This is a genomic window from Aeromonas sp. 600948, assembly GCF_049174875.1.
In the GTDB taxonomy this organism is placed as follows: Bacteria; Pseudomonadota; Gammaproteobacteria; order Enterobacterales; family Aeromonadaceae; genus Aeromonas; species Aeromonas veronii_A.
This window is the reverse complement of sequence record NZ_JAAKTY010000001.1, coordinates 1-23467: the sequence shown is the minus strand read 5'-3', so window position 1 is coordinate 23467 and position 23467 is coordinate 1. Positions and strand designations below refer to the sequence as shown.

At 59.2% G+C, this 23467-nt stretch carries 22 protein-coding genes and 1 other RNA gene; 10 read left to right on the top strand and 13 right to left on the bottom strand.

Annotated features, from left to right (window positions below; all coding sequences use genetic code 11):
• Positions 1-64 precede the first annotated feature (64 nt).
• Positions 65-787 (bottom strand): tRNA (cytosine(32)/uridine(32)-2'-O)-methyltransferase TrmJ, encoded by a 723-nt coding sequence (trmJ, locus tag G5182_RS00115; protein ID WP_216978557.1) that lies wholly within the window; start codon positions 785-787, stop codon positions 65-67.
• A gap of 187 nt (positions 788-974) precedes the next feature.
• Between trmJ and G5182_RS00110 the strand changes: the two genes are divergently transcribed.
• Positions 975-1391 carry a hypothetical protein gene (locus tag G5182_RS00110; RefSeq protein WP_167569481.1) on the top strand — a complete coding sequence of 139 codons (417 nt, stop codon included), beginning with the start codon at positions 975-977 and terminating at the stop codon, positions 1389-1391.
• On the opposite strand, the gene ubiT is transcribed toward G5182_RS00110, so the two are convergent.
• Complete coding sequence (ubiT, locus tag G5182_RS00105; protein WP_076491774.1) at positions 1344-1877, bottom strand: ubiquinone anaerobic biosynthesis accessory factor UbiT; 534 nt, start codon at positions 1875-1877, stop codon at positions 1344-1346. The two genes, G5182_RS00110 and ubiT, sit on opposite strands and share 48 nt — an antisense overlap.
• Positions 1878-2067: 190 nt before the next feature.
• Here ubiT and ubiU point away from each other — a divergent pair, with 190 nt between their 5' ends.
• Positions 2068-3063: a ubiquinone anaerobic biosynthesis protein UbiU gene (ubiU, locus tag G5182_RS00100; RefSeq protein ID WP_216978556.1), complete on the top strand. Its 996-nt coding sequence runs from the start codon at positions 2068-2070 to the stop codon at positions 3061-3063.
• 11 nt (positions 3064-3074) lie between these two features.
• Complete coding sequence (locus G5182_RS00095) at positions 3075-3947, top strand: U32 family peptidase (RefSeq protein WP_216978555.1); 873 nt, start codon at positions 3075-3077, stop codon at positions 3945-3947.
• Between the two features lie 82 nt (positions 3948-4029).
• On the opposite strand, the gene ppsA is transcribed toward G5182_RS00095, so the two are convergent.
• Positions 4030-6402, bottom strand: a complete 2373-nt coding sequence (gene ppsA / locus G5182_RS00090) for a phosphoenolpyruvate synthase (RefSeq protein WP_227340759.1) — start codon at positions 6400-6402, stop codon at positions 4030-4032.
• A gap of 347 nt (positions 6403-6749) precedes the next feature.
• On the opposite strand from ppsA, the gene ppsR reads away from it, so the two are divergent.
• Positions 6750-7562: a posphoenolpyruvate synthetase regulatory kinase/phosphorylase PpsR gene (ppsR, locus tag G5182_RS00085; RefSeq protein ID WP_005344832.1), complete on the top strand. Its 813-nt coding sequence runs from the start codon at positions 6750-6752 to the stop codon at positions 7560-7562.
• Between the two features lie 239 nt (positions 7563-7801).
• On the opposite strand, the gene G5182_RS00080 is transcribed toward ppsR, so the two are convergent.
• On the bottom strand, positions 7802-8098 hold the full coding sequence (locus tag G5182_RS00080) for a hypothetical protein (RefSeq protein ID WP_227340760.1): 297 nt from the start codon (positions 8096-8098) through the stop codon (positions 7802-7804).
• Positions 8099-8483: 385 nt separating this feature from the next.
• Here G5182_RS00080 and G5182_RS00075 point away from each other — a divergent pair, with 385 nt between their 5' ends.
• The gene (locus tag G5182_RS00075) at positions 8484-9866 is read left to right on the top strand and encodes an amino acid permease (RefSeq protein WP_005352966.1); all 1383 of its coding nucleotides are present in this window, start codon (positions 8484-8486) and stop codon (positions 9864-9866) included.
• 88 nt (positions 9867-9954) lie between these two features.
• Here G5182_RS00075 and G5182_RS00070 read toward each other — a convergent pair whose 3' ends face one another.
• Positions 9955-10281 carry an ArsR/SmtB family transcription factor gene (locus G5182_RS00070; RefSeq protein ID WP_227340761.1) on the bottom strand — a complete coding sequence of 109 codons (327 nt, stop codon included), beginning with the start codon at positions 10279-10281 and terminating at the stop codon, positions 9955-9957.
• A gap of 106 nt (positions 10282-10387) precedes the next feature.
• On the opposite strand from G5182_RS00070, the gene G5182_RS00065 reads away from it, so the two are divergent.
• Complete coding sequence (locus G5182_RS00065) at positions 10388-11458, top strand: permease (RefSeq protein WP_227340762.1); 1071 nt, start codon at positions 10388-10390, stop codon at positions 11456-11458.
• 127 nt (positions 11459-11585) lie between these two features.
• Here the strand turns inward: G5182_RS00065 and G5182_RS00060 are convergent, their stop codons facing one another.
• Both G5182_RS00060 and G5182_RS00055 read right to left on the bottom strand, forming a co-directional pair.
• Entirely contained in the window at positions 11586-11873 is a 288-nt protein-coding gene (locus G5182_RS00060) for an HAD family hydrolase (RefSeq protein WP_421231444.1), read from the bottom strand.
• A 32-nt stretch (positions 11874-11905) separates the two neighbouring features.
• On the bottom strand, positions 11906-12259 hold the full coding sequence (locus tag G5182_RS00055; protein ID WP_227340764.1) for an HAD family hydrolase: 354 nt from the start codon (positions 12257-12259) through the stop codon (positions 11906-11908).
• 204 nt (positions 12260-12463) lie between these two features.
• Between G5182_RS00055 and G5182_RS00050 the strand changes: the two genes are divergently transcribed.
• Positions 12464-14017, top strand: coding sequence for a methyl-accepting chemotaxis protein (locus G5182_RS00050; RefSeq protein WP_227340765.1), 1554 nt, complete (start codon positions 12464-12466; stop codon positions 14015-14017).
• A 91-nt stretch (positions 14018-14108) separates the two neighbouring features.
• Here the strand turns inward: G5182_RS00050 and gcvP are convergent, their stop codons facing one another.
• The 3 genes from gcvP to gcvT all read right to left on the bottom strand — a co-directional run bounded on the left by gcvP (position 14109) and on the right by gcvT (position 18855).
• A complete protein-coding gene (gcvP, locus tag G5182_RS00045) occupies positions 14109-16985 on the bottom strand; it encodes an aminomethyl-transferring glycine dehydrogenase (RefSeq protein WP_227340766.1) in 2877 nt (958 codons plus the stop codon).
• Between the two features lie 298 nt (positions 16986-17283).
• Positions 17284-17673 (bottom strand): glycine cleavage system protein GcvH, encoded by a 390-nt coding sequence (gene gcvH / locus G5182_RS00040; protein WP_005333898.1) that lies wholly within the window; start codon positions 17671-17673, stop codon positions 17284-17286.
• Between the two features lie 84 nt (positions 17674-17757).
• Positions 17758-18855, bottom strand: coding sequence for a glycine cleavage system aminomethyltransferase GcvT (gene gcvT, locus G5182_RS00035; RefSeq protein ID WP_075115155.1), 1098 nt, complete (start codon positions 18853-18855; stop codon positions 17758-17760).
• On the opposite strand from gcvT, the gene G5182_RS00030 reads away from it, so the two are divergent.
• A complete protein-coding gene (locus tag G5182_RS00030) occupies positions 18832-19059 on the top strand; it encodes a hypothetical protein (RefSeq protein ID WP_041915404.1) in 228 nt (75 codons plus the stop codon). The genes gcvT and G5182_RS00030 overlap by 24 nt on opposite strands.
• A 212-nt stretch (positions 19060-19271) precedes the next feature.
• Here the strand turns inward: G5182_RS00030 and G5182_RS00025 are convergent, their stop codons facing one another.
• The 3 genes from G5182_RS00025 to G5182_RS00015 form a co-directional block, all read right to left on the bottom strand.
• Complete coding sequence (locus G5182_RS00025) at positions 19272-20540, bottom strand: FAD-dependent 2-octaprenylphenol hydroxylase (protein WP_227343070.1); 1269 nt, start codon at positions 20538-20540, stop codon at positions 19272-19274.
• 136 nt (positions 20541-20676) lie between these two features.
• On the bottom strand, positions 20677-21900 hold the full coding sequence (gene ubiH / locus G5182_RS00020) for a 2-octaprenyl-6-methoxyphenyl hydroxylase (RefSeq protein WP_421254047.1): 1224 nt from the start codon (positions 21898-21900) through the stop codon (positions 20677-20679).
• A 177-nt stretch (positions 21901-22077) separates the two neighbouring features.
• Positions 22078-22647, bottom strand: coding sequence for a UPF0149 family protein (locus G5182_RS00015; RefSeq protein WP_005346580.1), 570 nt, complete (start codon positions 22645-22647; stop codon positions 22078-22080).
• Between the two features lie 173 nt (positions 22648-22820).
• On the opposite strand from G5182_RS00015, the gene zapA reads away from it, so the two are divergent.
• Positions 22821-23153 carry a cell division protein ZapA gene (gene zapA / locus G5182_RS00010; RefSeq protein ID WP_167558254.1) on the top strand — a complete coding sequence of 111 codons (333 nt, stop codon included), beginning with the start codon at positions 22821-22823 and terminating at the stop codon, positions 23151-23153.
• Positions 23154-23169: 16 nt separating this feature from the next.
• Positions 23170-23351, top strand: a non-coding RNA gene (gene ssrS, locus G5182_RS00005) — 6S RNA.
• The last annotated feature ends 116 nt before the right edge of the window (positions 23352-23467 follow it).

The window sequence follows — 23467 nt, the reverse complement described above, 5'->3', positions numbered from 1 at the left end:
ATGGGGCACATGGTCACATACCCGACCAAATCAGTCAAGTATATGGTTGAGTAAATCAGTCGGATTAATCCGGTACGCGCGCTTTCTGCACCGAGGTCAGAATACCGCGCAGAATGTTGAGCTCCGCCGCTTCCGGCCGAGCCCGATTGAACAGGCGACGCAGCTTGCTCATTACATGACCCGGATGGTCATCGGCAATAAAACCGGTCTTCATCAGGGTTTGTTCCAGGTGCTGATAGAACCCTTCCAGCTGGGCGGCACTCGGATAGGCCATCTCATCTTCAGGCTCGGCGGCCTGCCCCTGCAGCCAGCGCATCCGCACTTCGTAACAGAGGGTCTGCACCGCCATGGCCAGATTGAGAGAGCTGTAATCAGGATTGGCCGGAATGGCCACGTGGTAGTGGCACTTTTGCAATTCGTCGTTGGTGAGACCGGTGCGTTCACGGCCAAACACCAGCGCGACCGGGTGCTGCATCCCCTCAACCACCGACTTTTCGCCGGCCTCACGGGGATCGAGCATGGGCCAGCTCAGGGTTCGAGAACGGGCGCTGGTGCCAATCACCAGACCACAATCGGCGATCGCGTCATCCAGAGTCGGGACGATACGGGCATTGGCAAGCACATCGCTGGCACCAGCCGCCAGGGCGAAGGCATTGTCATCCGGCAAGGCTTGCGGATCAACCAATACCAGCTGGGCCAACCCCATGGTCTTCATGGCGCGTGCCGCAGACCCCATGTTGCCGGTATGAGAGGTGTTTACCAAAACGATACGAATCTGATCCAACATGCCCAGTCATTCTTCAGTCAAAAATGGCGCGCAATTGTAACATAAGAGAACACCATGTTGGCACCGTAAAAGCCGAGCCATTTCAGAACAAAACCACCTGTTTGTATAACAAACCAGCATGAGGGAAGCGAGAGGGGGGGACTAAACTTGATGGATATCCGATAAACGGCACAGGAGACACAACGCCATGCTTCCTCCCTTTATCTATGAGAGATTGCCCAGCCTCTACCTGCTGGCAGCCATTGCCATTATTACGTTGAGTGAACAGCCCCTGCTCTGGTTTGCTGGCGCCTTGCTGTTTATCGCCGGAGCGGTGACCTGGATGATGCGCTCCAGCTACCGACGTACCGATCTGATTATCTTTCCGAGCAAACGCTGGCTACAGCCGGAGTGGCTGTATGAAGCGCAACCCTTTATCTGGCTGGCTGCGGGGCTGGCCATGTCACAGCTGCCCGCCCCTGCGGCACTCATCGCCTTGGTGCCCTGTCTGTGGGCCTGTCGTTGCCTCTGGGCACGGCACCATTATCGTCGCCATGCCCATGGGGTGATTGTCCACTTAAGACGGGATCCCGCCCGGCGCCGTCCGCACCGGAGCCTGCGCTGACTCGGTACGGGCGCGTTCGATAAACGTCGCCAGATCCATCAGGGGATACTTCATCAGGCTTGGCAAGCCATCGAGATCCAGACTGTCCATCAAGTTTTTCACCTCAAGACCCAGTTCGGTATCCCCTTCTATCTTCAGCTTGCGCTGGAAAAAAAGCGAATCCGGATCCTCTTTGCGACCAGCGATGAGGATCAGGTCGTTGGCGGTACCGCTGAAGCAGACATCGGCCTTGTCACACTCGCGAGCTACCACCAGCTGGCCATTCTGCTCACTGATAAACCAGCACAGCTCCAGATCAGAGACTTCGACTTTCAGCCACTTGTCTGCCAGAAACTCGAAATCGCCATCTTCGATAGCCTCTTTGAATACCCGGGCCAGCAAACTCTCCATCAGCTGCTTTTGCAGATTGAAGGGAACCAGCTTGAGGGGATGGCGCAAGAAGCGCGGAGCCTGTTCGACCAGGCGGCGTTGCAGTTGTTGAAACACGATAGACTCCCTTTTTTTGCGCATTCAAACACAGGGAGAGTGGCAAGATCCTGTTGGAAATCAAACTTGTGCAGGGTTACCTCAAGAAGGGTAAAGCCACATAAAGCTGCCTCAGGTCAAAAAGCGGGAGTGCATGGCTGCATACAATCAGGGCTCGTTTGCCCTTCATATGCACTCTCGGAGCGTACCAATGGAATTACTCTGTCCGGCAGGCAGTTTGCCGGCACTGAAAACCGCCGTGGATAACGGGGCCGATGCCGTTTATATCGGTTTCAAGGATGACACCAATGCACGCCACTTTGCCGGTCTCAACTTTACCGACAGCAAACTGGAGAAGGCGGTAGATTATGTGCATCAACATGGTCGCAAGCTGCATATTGCCATCAATACCTTTGCCCATCCCGGGGCCGATACTCGATGGAAACAGGCGGTTGATCGCGGGGTGGCCCTCGGCGCCGATGCGTTAATCATCGCCGATCTCGCCGTGCTGGAATATGCCAGCCGCCACTACCCCAAGATGGAACTCCATGTCTCGGTGCAGGCCAGCGCCACCAATGCCGCCGCCATTCGCTTCTATCAGCAGCAATTCAATGTCACACGGGTGGTGCTGCCCCGGGTGCTCTCCATGCATCAGGTCAAGCAGCTGGCCCGCGAGACCGATGTTGGCCTTGAGGTATTCGCCTTTGGCAGCCTCTGCATCATGGCCGAGGGGCGCTGCTATCTCTCTTCCTACATGACTGGCGAGAGCCCCAACACCGTCGGCGCCTGCTCACCGGCCAAGTTCGTCCGTTGGGAAGAGACCCCGAATGGCCTCGAGTCGCGACTCAACGAAGTGCTGATCGACCGCTATGGCCCGGGCGAAAATGCTGGTTACCCGACCCTGTGCAAGGGGCGTTTCGACGTGGATGGCCAGACCTACCACGCGCTGGAAGAGCCCACCAGTCTCAACACTCTGGGTCTCTTGCCCGAGCTGTTCAAGACCGGGATCCAGTCGGTCAAGATTGAAGGGCGCCAACGCAGCCCTGCTTATGTGGAGCAAGTGACCCGGGTCTGGCGTGCGGCCATCGATGCCTATCAGGCCAATCCCGAAGCCTATCAGGTCAAAGCCGAGTGGGATGCCCAGCTCGCACGCGTCTCCGAAGGTAGCCAGACTACCCTCGGCGCCTACCATCGTCAGTGGCAATAAGGAGTCCACCCATGCAATTTTCTCTCGGGCCCCTGCTCTTCTACTGGCCCAAGGCCGATACCGAAGCCTTTTACCATGCCGCCGCCGACAGTCAGGCCGACATCATCTATCTGGGGGAGACCGTTTGCAGCAAGCGGCGCGAACTCAAAGTCGATGACTGGATTGCACTGGCCCGTCAGGTGGCCAACTCCGGCAAGCAGGTGGTGCTCTCGACCCTCGCCCTTATCTCCGCCCCTTCCGAGCTCAAGGAGGTGAAGCGGCTGGTCGACAATGGCGATCTTATGGTCGAAGCCAACGATCTCGGTACGGTGCAACTCGCCAGGGAGGCAGGGATCCCCTTCGTCTGTGGTCCCGCCATCAACGCCTATAACGCCGATGTGCTGCGCATGTTGCTCAAACAGGGGATGAAACGCTGGGTCATGCCGGTGGAGCTCTCCCGTGACTGGCTGATCCAGCTCAATCAGGATCTGGGTCCCCTGCGCGACCAATTTGAGGTGGAGGTGTTTGCCTACGGCCATCTGCCGCTCGCCTATTCGGCGCGCTGCTTCACCGCCCGCTCCCTCGACAAGCCCAAGGACAACTGCGAGCTCGCCTGCATCAACTACCCCACCGGACGACTGGCCAACAGCCGCGAGGGGGAGCGGGTGTTCAATCTCAACGGGATCCAGACCCAGTCCGGCTACTGCTACAACCTGGGTAACGAGCTGGCTGGTATGGAAGGTCTGGTAGATGTGGTCAGGCTTTCGCCGCAAGGGATGGAGACGCTGGAGATGCTGGCCCGCTTCAAAGCCAACCGGCAGGGCCAGGCTCCCCTCTCCTTGCAGCAAGGAAGCGATTGCAACGGCTACTGGCGCCAGATCCCCGGTATGAGCCTGGTGGAATAAGCCCAAGGGCAAAACATAAGATAATAGCGATCAAAAGGGGGCCATTAGGCCCCCCTTTCTAATCACTCATGTCGATAGTGACTTACTTGGCGCCATGCTGCTCCGCCAGATAGAGCCAGGTATCGACCACTGTATCGGGGTTGAGCGACACCGAGTCAATCCCCTGCTCCACCAGCCAGGCGGCAAAGTCAGGGTGATCGGATGGCCCCTGACCGCAGATCCCCACGTACTTGCCCGCCTTGCGCGCGGCCTGAATCGCCATCGACAGCAGTGCCTTGACCGCCTCGTTGCGCTCGTCGAACAGGTGGGCAATCAGCCCCGAGTCCCGATCCAGCCCAAGGGTGAGCTGGGTCATGTCATTGGAGCCGATGGAGAAGCCATCCACGTGCTCGAGGAACTTGTTTGCCAAGAGGGCATTGCTCGGGATCTCGCACATCATGATCACCTTGAGCCCCCGCTCGCCGCGGCGCAGACCGTTCTCGGCCAGGATGTCGATCACCTGCTCCGCCTCGCCCACGGTGCGCACGAAGGGGATCATCACCTCGACGTTGGTCAACCCCATCACATCGCGCACCCGCTTGATCGCCTCGCACTCGAGGGCAAAGCAGGGGCGGAAGCTATCGGCGATGTAGCGGGATGCGCCACGAAAACCGATCATCGGGTTCTCCTCGTGGGGCTCGTAGCCACGACCGCCCACCAGATTGGCGTACTCGTTGGACTTGAAGTCCGACATCCGCACGATCACCCGCTCCGGCCAGAACGCAGCGCCCAGAGTGGCGATCCCCTCGGTCAACTTGGCCACGTAGAACTCACGCGGGCTGTCGTAACCGGCGATCATCTTGCCGATGGTGGCCTTGAGCTCTGGGGTTTGCTGGTCAAACTCCAGCAGTGCCTTGGGGTGCACCCCGATCATCCGGTTGATGATGAATTCAAGGCGTGCCAGCCCCACCCCGGCGTTGGGCAACTGGGCAAAGTCGAAAGCGCGGTCCGGGTTGCCGACGTTCATCATGATCTTGATGGGCAGGCGCGGCATATTGCCCACCTCGGTCACCGCCACATCGAAGTCCAGCTCGCCGTCATAGATAAAACCGGTATCCCCTTCCGCGCAGGAGACGGTGATAAGCTGGCCAGCCTCGATGCTATCGGTGGCATTGCCACAGCCCACTACCGCCGGAATGCCCAGCTCGCGGGCGATGATGGCGGCGTGACAGGTACGGCCGCCCCGGTTGGTGACGATGGCGGAGGCCCGCTTCATGATGGGCTCCCAGTCCGGGTCGGTCATGTCGGTGACCAGCACGTCGCCGGGCTGTACTTCGTCCATCTGACTGATGGAGGAGATGACCCGCGCCGGGCCCGCGCCAATCTTGTGACCGATGGCCCGCCCCTCGATCAGCACCTTGCCCGCTTGCTTGAGGGCAAAACGCTCGAGGGTGTTGGCCTCCTGGCGGCTGCGCACGGTTTCCGGGCGTGCCTGCACGATGTAGAGCTGGCCATCCTGCCCATCCTTGGCCCACTCGATGTCCATCGGGCGGCCATAGTGCTGCTCGATGATAAGGGCCTGTTTCGCCAGCGCCATCACCTCCTCATCGCTGATGCAGAAGCGGCTGCGCTCGGCCTCATTGGTGTCGACAATCTTCACCTGACGGCCGTGACCGGCATCGTCAGAGTAGGTCATCTTGATAAGCTTGGAGCCGAGGGTCTTGCGCACCACCGCCGGGCGGCCCCCCTTGAGAGTCGGCTTGTGCACATAGAATTCATCCGGGTTGACCGCCCCCTGCACCACCATCTCGCCAAGACCATGGGCGCCGGTGATAAAGACCACGTCGTTGAAGCCGGACTCGGTATCCAGAGTAAACATGACGCCGGAGGCGGCGAGATCCGAGCGCACCATCCGCTGCACCCCTGCCGAGAGGGCAACACCCTTGTGGTCGTAGCCCTGATGCACCCGATAGGAGATGGCGCGATCGTTGAACAGGGAAGCAAACACATGCTTGACCGCCGTCATGACGGCATCGATGCCACGTACGTTGAGGAAGGTCTCCTGCTGACCGGCAAAGGAGGCGTCCGGCATATCCTCGGCGGTGGCGGAGGAGCGCACCGCAAACGAGGCCTCGACACCGGCACTCAACTTTTCATAGGCAACCCGGATAGCCTGCTCCAGCTCGGGCTGGAACGGGGCTTCGATCACCCAATCGCGGATCTGCTGACCGGCCCGGTTGAGGGCGGCGATATCGTCCACGTCGAGATTGTCGAGCAGATGGTGGATCTTGCCGTTGAGGCCGCTTGACTCCAGAAACTCGTTAAACGCAAAGGCGGTGGTGGCAAAGCCCCCCGGCACGGATACACCGGCGCCAGAGAGGTTGCTGATCATCTCGCCAAGGGATGCGTTCTTGCCGCCAACTCGTTCTACGTCCTGCATTCCGAGTTGTTCGTACCAGAGCACGTACTGTTGCACTTGGATGTCTCCAGGTTGGTGGGCACCGGTGCCATAGCACCTCGTGCGCCCGATTTAATCGATGAGGTTATGGGTAAGTCAGGTGCGTTATTGTCTGTTTCTTTTGTTGCCAACGACAATGAAAACGTTTTCTACTGATTTTCAAAAAAATCCCCGAGCAAGAGTTGGGGATGGTCGAATGACCGGAACATTCTACAATGGCGACACAAAAAGATAACGATTCAGGTTTGCAAGCCACTTCACAACTTGGGCACAGCAGACCGGTTGACAAAACTGGTATGGTTTCGGGAGATACTTCTCACCCCTTACCCCATGCGACCCCACCCGCGGTATCACAGGAGCCCTACGTGCACACCGTATTTTATGTTTCAGACGGCACCGCCATCACCGCCGAAGTGTTCGGCCATGCGGTATTGAGCCAGTTTCCGCTGGCCTTCGAGCAGATCACTATCCCCTTTGTGGAGACACTGGAGAAAGCCCGTCAGGTACGGATGCGGATCGACGAGCAGTTTCGCCAAACCGGGGTACGCCCCATTCTGTTTCACACAATCGTCGACCCGCTGGTACGGGAAGAGGTACTGAAATCGGAGGCGTGCGGCCACGACTTTCTCAACACCTTCGTCAGCCCGCTGGAGCAGGAGCTGGGGGTAAAAGCCGAGCCCCGCCTCCACCGCACCCACGGCATGGAGAACCGCAAGCTCTATGACGATCGCATCGAGGCGGTCAACTTCGCACTGGCCAACGACGATGGCATCACCACCAAAGAGTACGATGAGGCGGACATCATCCTGATCGGGGTCTCCCGCTGCGGCAAGACCCCCACCAGCCTCTATCTGGCGCTGCAGTTTGGCATTCGCGCCGCCAACTACCCCTTTATCGAGCAGGACATGGGCATGCTGGAGCTGCCCGCCCCCCTCAAGGCCAACCGTCACAAGCTGTTTGGCCTCACCATAGCGCCGCAGCGGCTGCACGAGATCCGTAACCAGCGCCGTGCCAACAGCCGCTACTCCTCCATCGAACAGTGCGAGCAGGAGCTGGCCTGCGTGGAGCGACTGTTTCGCCAGGAGGCGATCCGCTTCCTCGATACCAGCTCCCACTCGGTGGAGGAGATCAGCGCCAAGGTCCTCGAGGCGACCGGTCTGCGCCGCCAGCTCTGTTAAGCCAGCTTGACAGCTATCGGCATCAACAAAAGATAAAAATTACAGTGTCGCGGCGAAAGTCAGCTGTGGCGAACTGCAATTCACATCGATGACAGTGAAAAGCGTGGATAAAAAAGGGATAAGCACCACAAATGCTTATCCCTCTTCTTGTCGACCTTGGCGTTGTGCCCTTGTCACCCGCTGCCAGTTAGCCGCTATTCGATTCCGTTCTGCTGCGCTCGGCAAACAGCCAGCGTTCACTAACGATTGAGCTCAGGGTTGTTCATCAACCGGGCATAGAAGGCCAGCAAACCGTGGCGCAGGCGAACCCGCTCCGCCAACCAGCCGCCAACGAGCGCCCCCGTTACCCCACCAACCAGCAACAGCGGCTGCCAGTAGTGCAGCAACTCCTGATCACCGAGTAACAGCCAACCCAGCAACATAATCGCGGCCACCAGCAACAACAGCGGACTGGCGGCAATCCCTAACCAGAGCGCCACCAGCACACTCCGGGCAACCCCTTGTTGCAGCACGCTTTCGCACTTTCTGTACTCCAACTCCCTGCACTCTTCCCTGTACTCTCGCTTGTTTGGCATCATTTGCATCCATTTGTGGCTTGGCACACAAAAGCACACCAACAAGACAAAATGTCAATCAAACAGAATTCGATTGCACAAACATTAACCAAAAACTACCAAGAAGCCTCTTCAGATCATGAAAAAGCTGCCTTTGGTACAAAACACGGCCATTAGAGATGGAAAACAGGTGCATTCATGGCGGATTATCACTATTCTGCTTCGGTTGCCAGCCAACACTAAAAATTGCAAATGGCATGGTGTAACGAAATAAATACAGCTTTCGTCAGGTTTTGGCTACGCACTGCGGCCTGCTCAGGATGAGCCCAACACCGACAAGAGACAACAGAGACGTAAGGACAGACCCATGGATTTGAAACAAGACGGTGAGGAGCTGAAGCGCGGCCTTAAAAACCGCCACATTCAGTTGATTGCTTTGGGCGGCGCCATCGGCACCGGCCTCTTTCTGGGCATTGCCCAAACCATCAAGATGGCAGGCCCCTCAGTCCTGCTGGGTTATGCCATCGGCGGCTTTATCGCCTTCCTGATCATGCGCCAGCTCGGTGAAATGGTGGTGGAAGAGCCGGTAGCCGGTTCATTCAGCCACTTTGCCTACAAATACTGGGGCGAGTTTGCCGGTTTTGCGTCCGGCTGGAACTACTGGGTGCTCTACGTGCTGGTGAGCATGGCCGAGCTGACCGCGGTGGGCATCTATGTCCAGTACTGGTGGCCCGAGATCCCGACCTGGATGTCGGCAGCCTTCTTCTTCGTGCTGATCAACGCCATCAACCTCTCCAACGTCAAAGCGTTTGGCGAAATGGAGTTCTGGTTCGCCATCATCAAGGTGGTCGCCATCATCGGCATGATTGGCTTTGGCGGCTATCTGCTCCTCTCCGGTGCCGGCGGACCCGAGGCAAGCGTCACCAACCTGTGGGCACAAGGGGGCTTCTTCCCCAACGGCATCAGCGGTCTGGTGATGGCGATGGCGGTGATCATGTTCTCCTTTGGCGGTCTGGAGCTGGTCGGTATTACCGCCGCCGAAGCGGACAATCCCGAGAAGAGCATTCCCAAGGCCACCAATCAGGTGATCTACCGTATCCTCATCTTCTACATCGGTGCCCTGGCTATCCTGATGTCCCTCTACCCCTGGGGTAAAGTGGTGGAAGGCGGCAGCCCGTTCGTGATGATTTTCCACGCTCTGGACAGCAATCTGGTCGCCACCGTGCTCAACATCGTGGTGCTGACGGCGGCACTGTCGGTCTACAACAGCTGCGTCTACTGCAACAGCCGGATGCTGTTCGGTCTGGCCAAACAGGGCAACGGCCCGAAAGCCCTGCTCAAGACCAACAAGAGCGGCGTGCCGCTGGTTGCCCTCTCGGTCTCGGCCATCGCCACTCTGCTCTGCGTGCTGATCAACTACCTGATGCCGGGCAAGGCGTTTGGTCTGCTGATGGCACTGGTGGTCTCCGCACTGGTGATCAACTGGGCGATGATCAGCCTCGCGCACCTCAAGTTCCGCAAGGCCAAGGTCGCAGAGGGTGTCCAGCCCAAGTTCAAGGCGTTCTGGTATCCCTTCGGCAACTACCTCTGCCTCGCGTTCATGGCCGGTATTCTGGTGATCATGTATATGACCCCCGATTTCCGCATCTCGGTCGAACTGATCCCCGCCTGGCTGGTGGTACTGGGCATTGGCTTTGTCATCAAGCGCAAAGGACAAGCTCAAAGCAAGGTTGCAGCCAATCTGGGTTAATGCCCGCAGCTGAGAAAAACAATGCAAAACGCCGATCGGATGATCGGCGTTTTTTTATTGCGCGCAGTACTACTAGCAGCCGTAGCCCTCAGGAAGGCAGCTCTTGCCTTTGATCTTGCCGATGCTCTGGGCTGTTGACGCAACACTCATCGCGGAAAAAGGCGATGATCTCCTCCAACACCGCGTATTGAGAGACGCAAAGCAGGGTGCGACTCTCCCGGTTTTGCTTCACCAGCCCCACCGAGACCAGCGCCCCGATATGGTGGCTGAGGGTGGATGCGGGGATCGCCAGCTGCTTTTGCAGCTCACCCACCGGCAGCCCCAGCTCTCCCGCCTTGACCAGATGCTTGAAGATAAACAGCCGGGTCGGATGACCCAGCTCTTTCAATGCCTTGGCGACCTCTTCCAGTTGCATCTCTGCGCCCTCCACGAATTTGATATTTCGATAATACCAGAAATATCTTGACCGAACATTTATTTCGATTATTTTGGAAATATAGAAACCAAGTGAGGATACGACAATGAATGAGTGGTTAACCATGCTGACCGATGCAGCCCAGATGTTCCTGTTTCTGGCTGTCGAGCTGTCGGTACTGTTTCTGGTCATTAGCGCCGGGGTCAGCCTGATCCGTCAGAAGATCCCCGACGAGAAGATCCAGCGGATGCTGGGGGCGAGACATGGCAAGGGCTATCTGCTCTCGGCCCTGCTCGGTGCCGTCACCCCCTTTTGCAGCTGCTCCACCATCCCCATGCTGAGAGGATTGCTCTCGGCCAAGGCTGGCTTTGGCCCGACCCTCACCTTCCTGTTTATTTCGCCACTGCTGAACCCCATCATCGTCGGCTTGATGTGGGCCACCTTTGGCTGGAAAGTGACCCTGCTCTACGCCGTGATCGCCGCCAGCGTCTCCGTCATGGCGAGCATGCTGCTCGACAGATTGGGATTCGAGCGCCATGTCATCGACCCCAAAGAGGCCACCCCCTCTTGCGGTAGCGACTGTAGCCCGGCGACCCGCGCCACAACTCAAGCACATTGCAGTGACAACCAACGCAGTGCCATTCGCGCAATCAAACCCCTCAACGGGGCAGCGTGCTGCCCGGCACCTCAACCAGAGATGGCAGAACAGGCCACCCTCTCCTGCTGCGGCGATGGCACGGCAACCCTTACCCGTGCACCACAGCTCCCCACCGCCTGGGTCAAAGCTCGCATCGATGCCTGGCAGCAGTTCAAAGCGGTATTGCCCTTCCTGCTGCTAGGGGTGCTCATCGGCTCGTTTATTTACGGTTTTATTCCGGCCGAGTGGATCGCCGCCCATGCCGGCGCCGACAACCCGCTGGCCATCCCCTTCAGCGCCATCGTCGGGATCCCGCTCTACATCCGCGCCGAGGCCGTGATCCCGCTGGCGTCGGTACTGCTGGGCAAAGGGATGGGGATGGGCGCCGTCATGGCGCTGATCATCGGCAGTGCCGGTGCCAGCCTGACCGAGGTGATCCTGCTCAAATCCATGTTCAGAACCCCGATGATTGCGTCCTTCCTTACCGTGATCCTCGGCATGGCGATCCTGATGGGCTACCTGACGCAACTGCTGTTTTAAACCACCCATTTTTAAGCAGGCAGAGTGTTAAGCCAGCTGAGTGTGAAACCATCAGGCTTCACATAGACAAAACGCCGATCAACAGATCGGCGTTTTGCATGTTCTGTATGACAATCTGCAACCGGCGTTACAGATATTGCCCGACGATGGGGAGCAGACCCTCGACGTCACGGACGATATGGTCGGGTTGGTGTTCCCAGCGCTCCGGGGTCGCGCGGCTCTGCTCGCCAAGCGCCCCTTGCAAATGACGGGCAAACTGCACATCCGCTTCATGGTCACCGATATAGATCAGCGACTCGCACCAGGCTGGGCCGAAGATAGACTCCAGACATTTGAGGTCACCGAAAGGATGAGGTTTTTGCTGCACTCCGGGCACGTCATCATAGCCGACCACAGCCTTGAACCGGCTGTTCACGCCATGCAGTTCAAGCACCCGGAGAAGGTTTTTTAGGCGTTTTTCGAACAAATGCCATGGGAAATGGCAGAGAAATGGTCAATCACCGCCTCCAGCCCCGCAAAAAACCGCACCTCGGTCCGGTTCATCTCCTGATGCTTGGCCCACAGACTGCCAGCCAGCACCATCTCGTCCCGCGACAAACCGTAGTAATCCCTATAGAGATCCTGCCAGTTCTTGGCGGCGTGATTGGCATGGTGATACTCCGCTTCGCTGCGCAGATAACGAGGTAACTGATCGCCGGTCAGATGGGGGGCGACTTCAGCCAGGATCTGCTTGGCGATATCGATATTCTGCGGCACCGAATTGACCAGGGTGCCGTCATAATTCCATAAAATCGCCCCCAACTTAATTGCCTTACCTGTATCGCTGCGTGGCTATAAGTCATGCGATGTTACTTGGCTTGCGTCCCCCGCCAAACCGTTGCGATGGAAGATGTGTAGATGCCCCTGCTAGGCGCAGAACAGTTAATGAGCAACAACACAATAAAATGAGCAGCCTCTGCCATACTCAGACGATGTATTCCGTTATGGTAAAACCGGAGCCTGATCATGGTAACCAACACACCTCACACTAGAGATACCGAAGTTGAATTTACCGACAACGTCCAGTTGGTATCGACCACCGATCTCAAAGGGGACATCACCTACGCCAATCCGGCGTTTTGTCAGGTGGCAGGCTATAGCCTTGAAGAGATGCTGGGACAACATCACAACCTGGTACGCCACCCAGACATGCCCAAGGCGGCATTCGCCGATCTCTGGGCCCATCTAAAAGCGGGCAAGCCGTGGCGGGGCATAGTCAAAAACCGCTGCAAGGATGGTAGCTATTACTGGGTTGATGCCTATGTCACCCCGATCTATGAAGATGGCAAGATGGTGGGTTACCAATCCGTTCGTTGCCGACCCTCCGTAGAGCACAAAGCGCGTGCCAACAAGATGTACAAAACCCTTAAGGCACGCGAAACCGGCTCCGCCATTCACATGGGGCAGCGCCTGCTCACTCCGGCCATCATGACCATACCCCTGCTGCTGCTCAGCGTGATCAGCGCGCTCTGGCTGCTCACACCACTGCAGGCGCTCTGGATCATCATTCCCCTATTGGCCACCCTCTGGTTCAACCGTAATGCGCTCTTCCTCACACCGCGATTCTTGCAACAGCTTGAGCAGGACTACGACAGCATCAGCCGCCTGATCTTCTCGGGGGATGCCCCCCACAGCATTGCCGATTTCCATATCAAGCTCTGGCAAGCCAGAATCCGTACCGTGCTGGGAAGAGTCGATGACACCACACTCTCGCTCAATGCCATGGCCAACAATTTGAGTGGTTCGGCCGCACTGGCCAGCAGGGATATCTCCTCACAGGATATGCAAATTCAGCAAGTCGCCACCGCAGTTACCCAGATGGCATCAGCTGCCGAAGAGATCAGCCGCAATATTCAGGACAGCAACCAGCAGATCGAAGAGGCGCGCAACCATTGCATCACCACCAGCAATCAGCTTTCCGATGCGGGAGAAGAGATGTCGGCACTGGCTACCCAGGCAGAGCAGGCCTTCCAGTCAGCCGTCGAGCTGGCGAGCGAGTCCGAACGGATCGGCAGCATCATGAGTGAAATTCGCGGGATTGCGGATCAAACCAACCTGCTGGCACTCAATGCCTCCATTGAAGCAGCGCGGGCGGGCGATCAGGGACGCGGCTTTGCAGTGGTGGCTGACGAGGTACGCAGCCTGTCGACCAGAACCCATAGAGCAACAGAGCAGATCCAGAGCAGCATTGGTCATATCCAGCAAACCCTCGGGGGATGGAAAGAGATGATGCATCTCAATGTGACCAGAACCAATGATTGCCTCGCAACCACTCGGGCAAGCACCGGCAACCTGAATCAGGTCGTGATCGAAATAGACAAGGTCTCTGATTTTTCCAATCAAGTTTCCGCTGCAGCGACCCAGCAGCAAGCGGTGATCGAGGAGATCTGTCGTAATATCAATCAGATATCCTCACTTTCTCACGATAACAGCCTCAAAATCGATCAGGTCAGTAAAACCAGTGCCAACTTGCAGAGCAAAGCGAGCCAGCTCAAGGACCTAAGCCGGACATTCGGATAGCAGCATGCAGATAAAGTCCATGTAAACGAAGGGCCACCCGTCTGGGTGGCCCTGTTGTTTATACGGCTTAACTGTTGCTCCTGGACGCTACTTACTTGGCGTAATCCTCGGTCGGAATGCAGGAGCAGAACAGGTTGCGATCGCCGTAGACGTCGTCGATACGGTTGACCGACGGCCACAGCTTGGCGGCGCGCACGGCCTCCGACGGGAACACCGCCTCGGCGCGGCTGTAGCCACGGGACCACTCAGCGTCCATCACGTCATCCTGGGTGTGCGGGGCATGGACCAGCGGGTTGTCGGTGAGACTCCACTGCCCGTCCTGCACCTTGGCAATCTCGGCGCGGATGGAAGTCATCGCCTCGACGAAACGGTCCAGCTCGCGCTTGGACTCTGACTCGGTCGGCTCGACCATCAGGGTACCCGCTACCGGGAAGCTCATGGTCGGCGCGTGGAAGCCGTAGTCCATCAACCGCTTGGCCACGTCCATCTCGCTGATGCCAGAGGCTTCTTTGAGCGGGCGGATATCCAGGATGCACTCGTGAGCCACCCGACCGTTGCGCCCGGAGTAGAGCACGGGGAAGGATTCACCCAGCTTCTTGGCCAGGTAGTTGGCGTTGAGGATGGCCACCTGAGTGGATTTCTTCAGCCCCTCGTCCCCCAGCATGGCGATGTACATCCAGCTGATGGGCAGGATGCTGGCCGAGCCGAACGGTGCCGCCGACACGGCGCCGTTGTTGCGGCTCTCCTTGTCGGTCTTGACCACGGCGTGACCGGCCACGAACGGCGCCAGGTGTTTCTTCACGCCGATGGGGCCCATGCCCGGGCCGCCACCGCCGTGAGGAATGGCGAAGGTCTTGTGCAGGTTGAGGTGGGATACGTCCGCCCCGATAAAGCCCGGAGCAGTGAGGCCCACCTGGGCGTTCATGTTGGCGCCGTCCAGATAGACCTGACCACCGTGCTGGTGAACGATGTCGCACACCTCCTTGATGGTCTCCTCGTACACCCCGTGGGTGGAGGGGTAGGTCACCATCAGACAGGAGAGCTGATCACCCGCCTCGGCGGCCTTGGCGCGCAAGTCGTCCAGATCCACGTTGCCCGACTTGTCACAGGCGGTGACGATGACCCGCAGGCCCGCCATCTGGGCGGAGGCCGGGTTGGTACCGTGCGCGGACGCCGGAATGAGGCAGATGTCGCGATGCCCCTCGCCGCGGGACTCGTGGTACTTCTTGATGGCGAGCAGGCCGGCGTATTCGCCCTGGGCACCGGAGTTGGGCTGCATGCAGACCGCATCGTAACCGGTCACCTTCACCAGCCAGTTTTCAAGGTCGGCCAGCAGCAGCTGATAGCCTTTGGCCTGGGCCAGCGGGGCGAACGGGTGCAGCTTGCCAAACTCGGGCCAGGTCACCGGGATCATCTCGGCGGTGGCGTTGAGCTTCATGGTGCAGGAGCCCAGGGAGATCATGGCGTAGTTGAGGGCCAGATCCTTGGCTTCGAGACGGTGGATGTAGCGCAGCATCTCGGTCTCGGAGTGGTACTTGTTGAACACCTCGTGGGTCAGCACGGCGTCGGTGCGCAGCAGATCCTGCGGGATGGCGTGATGGGCCTGGGCCGCCTGGTCGAGGGCCTCGATGTCCAGGCCGTGGCCTGTGCCCAGGAACAGTTCAAACAGCTCGGCCACATCGCCACGGGTGGTGGTTTCAGAGAGGGACACGCCCACCGCGCCGTCCAGATCCGCACGCAGGTTGATGCCGAGCCCCTCGGCCTTGGCGATCAACGCAGCCTTGTCGGCAGTCTGCACGGTCAGGGTATCGAACCAACTGGCATGCTTGAGGGACACGCCCTTGGCCTTGAGGCCGAGCGCCAGAATGGTGGTCAGACGGTGCACGCGGGAGGCGATGGTTTTCAGTCCCACCGGGCCGTGGTAGACGGCGTAGAAGCTCGCCATGTTGGCCAGCAGCACCTGAGCGGTACAGATGTTGGAGTTGGCCTTCTCGCGGCGGATATGCTGCTCACGGGTCTGCATCGCCATGCGCAGCGCGGCCTTGCCGCGGGCATCCTTGGAGACACCGATGATGCGGCCCGGCATGGAGCGCTTGTAGGCATCGCGAGTGGCGAAGAAGGCGGCGTGCGGGCCACCGTAGCCCATGGGTACGCCGAAGCGCTGGGCCGAGCCCAGCACCACGTCGGCACCCAGCTCGCCCGGGGATTTGAGCAGCAGCAGGGAGAGCAGGTCGGCGCTGACACAGGCCAGCCCTTTCTGGGCTTGTACGGCAGCAATCAGGGCCCGCAAGTCTTTCACTTCACCCGTGGTGGTGGGGTACTGGAACAGGGCGCCGAACACCTCTTCGGCGCAGGCCTGTGCGGCCGGGCCGACGGCCACGTCAAAACCGAAGTGAACCGCTCGCTCCTTGACCACGTCGATCACCTGCGGGTGCACGTCGTCGGCCACGAAGAAGAGGTTGGCTTTGGACTTGGCCATCCGCTTGGCCAGCGCCATCGCCTCGGCGGCGGCGGTTGCCTCATCCAGCAGGGAGGCACTGGCCAGATCCATGCCGGTCAAGTCCAGGGTCAGCTGCTGGAAGTTGAGTAGGGCTTCGAGACGGCCCTGCGCCAGCTCGGGCTGGTACGGGGTGTAGGCGGTATACCAGCCCGGGTTTTCCAGCACGTTGCGCAAGATGACGTGGGGCACGTGGGTATCGTGATAGCCCATGCCGATGTAGCTCTTGGCGACCTTGTTCTGAGCCGCATAGCCCTTGAGCTTGGCCAGCGCTTCCACCTCGGTCATGGAGGCGCCAATGCCGAGCGGACCCGGCCGGCGAATGGCGGCGGGGACAGTCTGCTCAATCAGATCATCCAGGCTCTCGGCGCCCACCACGGCCAGCAGGGCGCGCAGATCTTCCTCACCCGGCCCGATGTGACGGCGGATGAAATCGGTTTTTTGCTCGAGTTCAAACAGTGACTGGGTCATTTCCCTATTTCCTGATAAATAAGTCCTGGCATGACATCCTGATAACCAAGACCTGATGTTCCTGATCGTCGGTTGATACCGACTCCACTCATGTTCTGGGTCCCGCAGACAGGGGGCGGCACCGGATGCTGCGGCAGCATCGAGAGGGGATCGCCTAGTTGCGAACCGGCCTGTTTACCCCTAGGCTCCTAGGCTGGCAAACGGCAGGCGCGGACGACTTCACCCTTCCACCGGCCGGTGCTTGCCCGGCTGGCGGTCATACAAAGGGGCCCTGCTGTGTTGGCAGGGCCCGGGGGCATTACTCTTCGTCCACCACGTTCTGGTAGCCTTCGGCATCCAGCAGGTTGGCCAGCTCGCTCTCGTCATCGAGCTTGATGCGGAACAGCCAGCCAGCGCTGTAGGGGTCGGAGTTGACCAGCTCGGGGCTCCCTTCCAGCTCTTCGTTGACGGCGATGATCTCGCCGCTCACCGGGCTGTAGATATCGGAGGCCGCCTTGACCGACTCGGCCACGGCGCAGTCGTCACCGGCACTGACCTGCTTGCCCACTTCCGGCAGCTCGACAAACACCATGTCACCCAGCAGCTCCTGGGCGTGCTCGGTGATACCGACCACGGCCTCGCCGTTGGCTTCAACACGGATCCACTCGTGGGAAGTGGCATATTTCAGTTCGCTCGGGATATGGCTCATTTGTGCTTCCTTTGATCTTTGAGTCGCGTTTAAAAACGAATATGAAAAGGGATGGGGGAGGCACTGCCCTCCCCCAAAACGGTATTAAACCAGCTTCTGGCCGTTACGGACGAAAGCGGGCTTGGTGACCTTCACGGTGACCAGCTTCTTGCGGATCTCCACCTCGGCCAGCTCACCGATATCGCGGGGCACCCGCGCCAGGGCAATACTGTAGCCCAGGGTGGGGGAGAAAGAGCCGGAGGTGATCACACCTTCCCGCTTCTCACCGTTTGCCGCGGTGAAGGTAACCGGCATGCCGGCACGCAGCACCCCTTTCTCTTCCATCACCAGACCCACCAGCTTGGGCTGATTGCCCGCCGCTTTCTGCGCTTCCAGCACGTCGCGGCCGATGAAGTTGCGATCGCTCGGCTCCCAGGCGATGGTCCAGGCCATGTTGGCGGCGAGTGGAGAGATTGACTCGTCCATATCCTGACCGTAGAGGTTCATCCCCGCCTCGAGGCGCAGGGTATCGCGAGCACCGAGACCACACGGGGCCACGCCGTTATCCAGCAGCGCTTGCCACAGCTCGCAGGCTTTCTCTTGCGGCACCACGATTTCATAACCATCTTCGCCGGTGTAGCCGGTAGTGGCGATAAAGAGATCGCCAGCCTGCACGCCGAAGAAGGGTTTCATCCCCACCACGGCGGTACGCTGAGCGGCGCTCAGCACAGCAGCAGCCTTGACCTTGGCGTTGGGGCCCTGCACCGCAATCATCGCCAGCTCGGGACGCTCGGTCACTGTGATATCGAAATCGATGGCGTGATGGCGGATCCAGGCCAGATCCTTCTCGCGGGTAGCGGAGTTGACCACCAGCCGGTAGAAGGTATCGGTCAGGTAATAGGTGATGAGGTCATCGATCACGCCGCCTTCCGGATTGAGCATGCCGCTGTAGAGGGCCTTGCCGGGGACAGTGAGTTTGGCCACGTCGTTGGCCAGCAGGTGTTGCAGAAAGGCTTTGACCCGTTCGCCGGTCAAATCGACGATGGTCATGTGGGAGACATCGAACATACCGGCATCGCTGCGCACCGCGTGGTGCTCTTCCAGCTGGGAGCCGTAGTTGATGGGCATTTCCCAACCGTGGAAGTCCACCATCTTGGCGCCGGCTTCCAGGTGTTTGGGATGCAGTACAGTAGTCTGGATCATCGCATTCTTTCCTTAGCAAAAAGCCTTTTCGCTTTGGCGACCACCCTTGCGACCCGCGCCACCGCTCTGACTGCACTGCGTGCAACAAAAAGCGACCGGATCCAAAAGTGTGTGCTCGCTCCTGCCCTTGCCAGGCAAGAGGGATTCCTTGAACGGAGCGGATTATATGACAAGCAGGCGAGCGTGCCGCTCAAAAAAAACTAATCCCCTCCCGTAAAACTGACTCCAGACACTAAGATAAATGCAGTGATAAAAACAGCCATAAGCCGACTCATGCGAGATTAAATTTTGATTTTTACCGTTTCGTCACAATTTGCAGAAAAACGTTTCGCTCCAGAGCAAAATTAAAGGCTGACACCCAAAACGGGTCATCAGCCTTGTCGGATTACTTTTGTTGTCAAAAACGGCGAGTAATATTAGTTTTTTTCACCCTTGGCCTGCATGGCACTGCCCTTGGTCGCAGCAACAGCCCAGTCAGGACGGGCCAATGCGGGCAACTCTCCCTCCAGCCCCATGGCAGCGCGGATCACCCCCTCCTTGAAGGGCGTCAGCAGATTGGCCGCGCGCAATCCCACGCCCCGCACCAGCTTCTTGAGCGGGTTGGCCCCGCTGAACAACCGCTTGAGCCCTTCCATCGCCGCCAGCATGCGAGCCGCCTCGCTCTTGCGCCAGCGCTCGTAACTGCGCAGGTTGGCGAGCAGGCCGATATCCTCGCCCGCGGCATGATTTTGCAAGATCTGCTCCGCCAGCGCGGCAGCATCCAGCAGGCCAAGGTTGACCCCCTGCCCCGCCAGCGGGTGGATGGTGTGGGCAGCATCTCCCACCAGCACCAACCGCTCGCGAGCAAAATCGCGGGCATAGCGGGCGGTAAGAGGAATCGCGCTGCGCGGCCCCTCCACCTTGCACAGACCGAGCCGGGCATCGAAGGCGGTGGTGAGCTGGCGGTTGAACTGCTCGTCGTCACAGGCGCAGAGCACCTCGGCACGAGCCGCAGGCAGCGACCAGACGATGGAGCAGAGGTTCTCCTTCCACAGCGGCAAAAAGGCGAGCGGGCCATCCGGGGTGAAGATCTGGCGAGCAACCGCTTCATGGGGTTCGGCGCAGCGCACCGTCGCCACCAGGGCGTGGTGGCCATAATCCCAACTGGTGAGCGGGATATCAGCCTGACGGCGTACCCAGGAGTGGGCGCCATCGGCGGCAACTACCAGTTTGGCAGAGATGGCCTGACCATCTTCAAGGAGCAGCAAGGCGCCCGCCGGGCCGCTCTGCAGGCTCTTGGCTCTGGCGGGGGTCAGCAGCTGGATATTGCTGGCACCTTCAATCGCCTCAAGCAGCGCCAGCTGGATCACCCGATTCTCGACGATGTGGCCGAGGTTGGCCTGACGCAGGCTGGCGGCATCGAAGTCGATATGGCCGAAACTGTCCTGCTCCCACACCGCCATCTTGTCGTAGGTCTGCAGGCGGCGCGCTTCAATGCCGTCCCAGGCGCCGACATGGCGCAGGATCTGCTGGCTGGCCAGACTCAGGGCACTGACCCGATTATCGGCCACCTCCCCCAGCTGCGGATCGGGCAGTTGTCCCTCCACCACCAGCACCTTGAGGGCGCTATGTTTCAAGGCCGCAGCGAGCCCAAGCCCTACCATGCCGCCACCGACAATCACCACATCCACATTTTGCATCTGCATCATCTCATCCTTTCAGGGCTGACCGGCTGGCCAGCGAGGGGACGCCCGCAGGCATCACCTCTTTATTCAATAGGTTTTGATCAACGAATGGCGGTCACCATCTTCCGGTCAACAGGTTCCACTCAACAAGTGCTGGCTAGTTGCCGCACACATCGGCGACAAAGCCCAGGGTGCGCGAGGCAAGCGGCGCCTTGAGGCACGGGAATCGCCACATTAGGGTGAGCGCCAGATTGCGCCCCGCCACCAGCGGGTCGTGACCATTGGAGAAGAGCTGGGCCAGCGAGGAGGTGAGCCAGACAGTCTGCGCCTGATCGCGCTGACGCTGCTGCCAGTAGCCGCTCAGCACCTTGAAGCTACCGATATCCTCCCCCTCTGCCAACGCCTTGGCTACGGCGCCGGTAAGCAGGTCCAGATCCCGCATCCCGAGGTTGAAGCCCTGTCCGGCAATCGGGTGCAGCGCGTGGGCGGCATTACCGACCAGCACGGTGCGCTGGGCCAGCGGGTAGTCGCAGGCGGTCAGAATGAGCGGATAGACATTACGCACGCCACATCGCTCGAAGCGACCGAGCCGCCAGCCAAAGGCCTGCTGCAGACGGGCAAGAAACGCCTCCTCATCGAGGGCCATCAGCTCATCCACCTCATGCTGCCCGACGCTCCATACCAGCGAGGAGAGCCCATCCTGCATCGGCAACAGGGCCAGCGGCCCCCCTTCGGTAAAACGCTCGAAGGCGCGTCCCTCAGGGTCTTGCGCCGTTTTGACCGTGGCGATGATGGCGTGCTGCTCAAAGTCGTGGCGGGTCACCGGCAACTTGAAGTGCTGACGCACAAAGGAGTTGCCGCCGTCTGCCGCCACCAGCAGGCAGGTCTCAATCTGTTCACCGCTCTCGAGGATGAGGGTCACCTTCTCCTCATCGGGCGCAATCTCACTCACCCGAGCCGGACAGCAGACCCGGATATTGGGAGAGGCCGCCATCGCCCGTTGCAGCTCATGACCGGCAGCTGCCAGCTCGATCACCTGGCCCAGCGCGGGCAGACCGTATTCAGCGGCCGACAGGCGAGCCTGACCGAAGTGGCCCCGATCCGAGACATGAATCTGGGTAATGGGAGCGCAATGGGGGGCAAATAGCGGCCAGAGTCCGCGTCGCAACAGCGCATCACAGGTACCGGCCGAGAGCGCAATGGCGCGGGCGTCGAACCCTGAATGGGTGTGCTGTTCGGGGACGCTTGCCTCCAGCAGCAGGATCTCGAGGGGGGAGCCATCGGATCGAAGCAGGGCTGCCAGCGAGAGGGCCAGCACGGCACCGCTCATTCCACCGCCGACCAGGGTGACATCGACCTGTCGCACATCAGATTGAGACATAAGCAGAGAGGAAGAAGTGAAAAAGGTTGCCTCATGCTATCACAAAGCCGCTGGCCGAATGCGAGGTCACCGGCAAAAAACCGGTTGCGCCTCACAGGGTTAGCCACCACAAGGGAATAAAAAAGAGCGCCATCAGGCGCTCTTGCAGATTCAGTAAGGGTCGCGTTGACCCGCACCTCAATGCAGGGTCGGCGGCGCGCTCGGGGTATCGGGGCGCTTGCCAAACTCTTCGAAGGCCATCATGACCCCCAGTTTGACGTGTTCGTAGAGCACCAGGAAGGAGGCTTCGTTCTCGTCATCTTCCTGATCGAACTCGGCAGAGACCTGAGTGATGCTGGCGATATCCTGGATCATCTCCTGCAACTCTTCCGACGCGCGCGACAACTCCTGCTGCACCACGCCGAAACCGGCCAGAAACGCCTGTGACCAGTCCACCAGCGAATCGATGCGCTCGTCGAGGGGAGCATCATCACTTGGCAGCAGCAGCTCGACGCCCTTCTGGGCCATCAAGCTCTCGACCACATTGTGATAAAGATCGGTCATCACCTGGCGCACCGGGGCCGGCAGGCCGAAACCGTCGTTCACCAGATCGTTGAAATGGGGCACCCAACTCTTGTCGTCCAGTGCCACACCGCCGCACACCAGACCGCAGATCACACCATGGGCCTCTACTGCGCTGGCCATCAGCTCATGTTGTTCCATGATGTCGGCCACTGCCGCATATTTAAGGGGGTTCGTTTTGCTCATCGAGGATCCGCTCAAAGTTCAGTCAAATTTGCAGAATTAATGGTCAGGATCCTAGCATTCTCCCTCTTGCAGAGCCAGCAAGGCCTTGAAACTTATGCATCTGCGCTATATAGTCCCGCCCAGTTGTCCACGTGGATAAAGGCGGAAATCAGCTCCGCCGTATTGAGGAAGGCATGAGCACAGAGGCCGTAGAAATCGTCATTTTGGGACGTCCCTACAAGGTATCCTGTCCCTTGGGACAGCAGGATGCCCTGCGCCAGGCCGCCGAGCAGCTGACCGACAAGTTGATCGACCTGCGTCAACGCTCCAAAGTCTCCAGCAACGAGCAATTGGCTATCATGGCGGCGCTCAATTTCTGTCATGAGCTCTGCCTTGAAAAAGAGAAGAACCACCAATACTCTGAGACCATGGACAAGCGGATCAAGATGCTGCAGCGCACCATCGAAGCGGCCCTGATCGAGCACGGACAATATGGTGATGCCAGCGAAGAGGGGCAACAGCCCTAATCGCAAACCGTTTTAAAATTCCCTGGGATGTTTGTCAGCCGGTTCAAGTCCCCGAGCCGATATTCATACCAAACAGGGGATCTGCCTTCTGGCTATTGCGCATGCTCGGCACGACCGAGAAGCCTGCGGTCAGATCCGATCCCCGCCTTGAACCGACGGTTCAAGGGCCCAAACCGGCAACGGCATCTCGGGGTACCAACAGTAAAAGCCCGTCACCAACGTGACGGGCTTTTTCTTGGCTATGTCCCAATTACGTGTTGCATGGGGCGCCCCAGGGCCTCATACAAACACACTTTGATATTTACGCCTTTTCC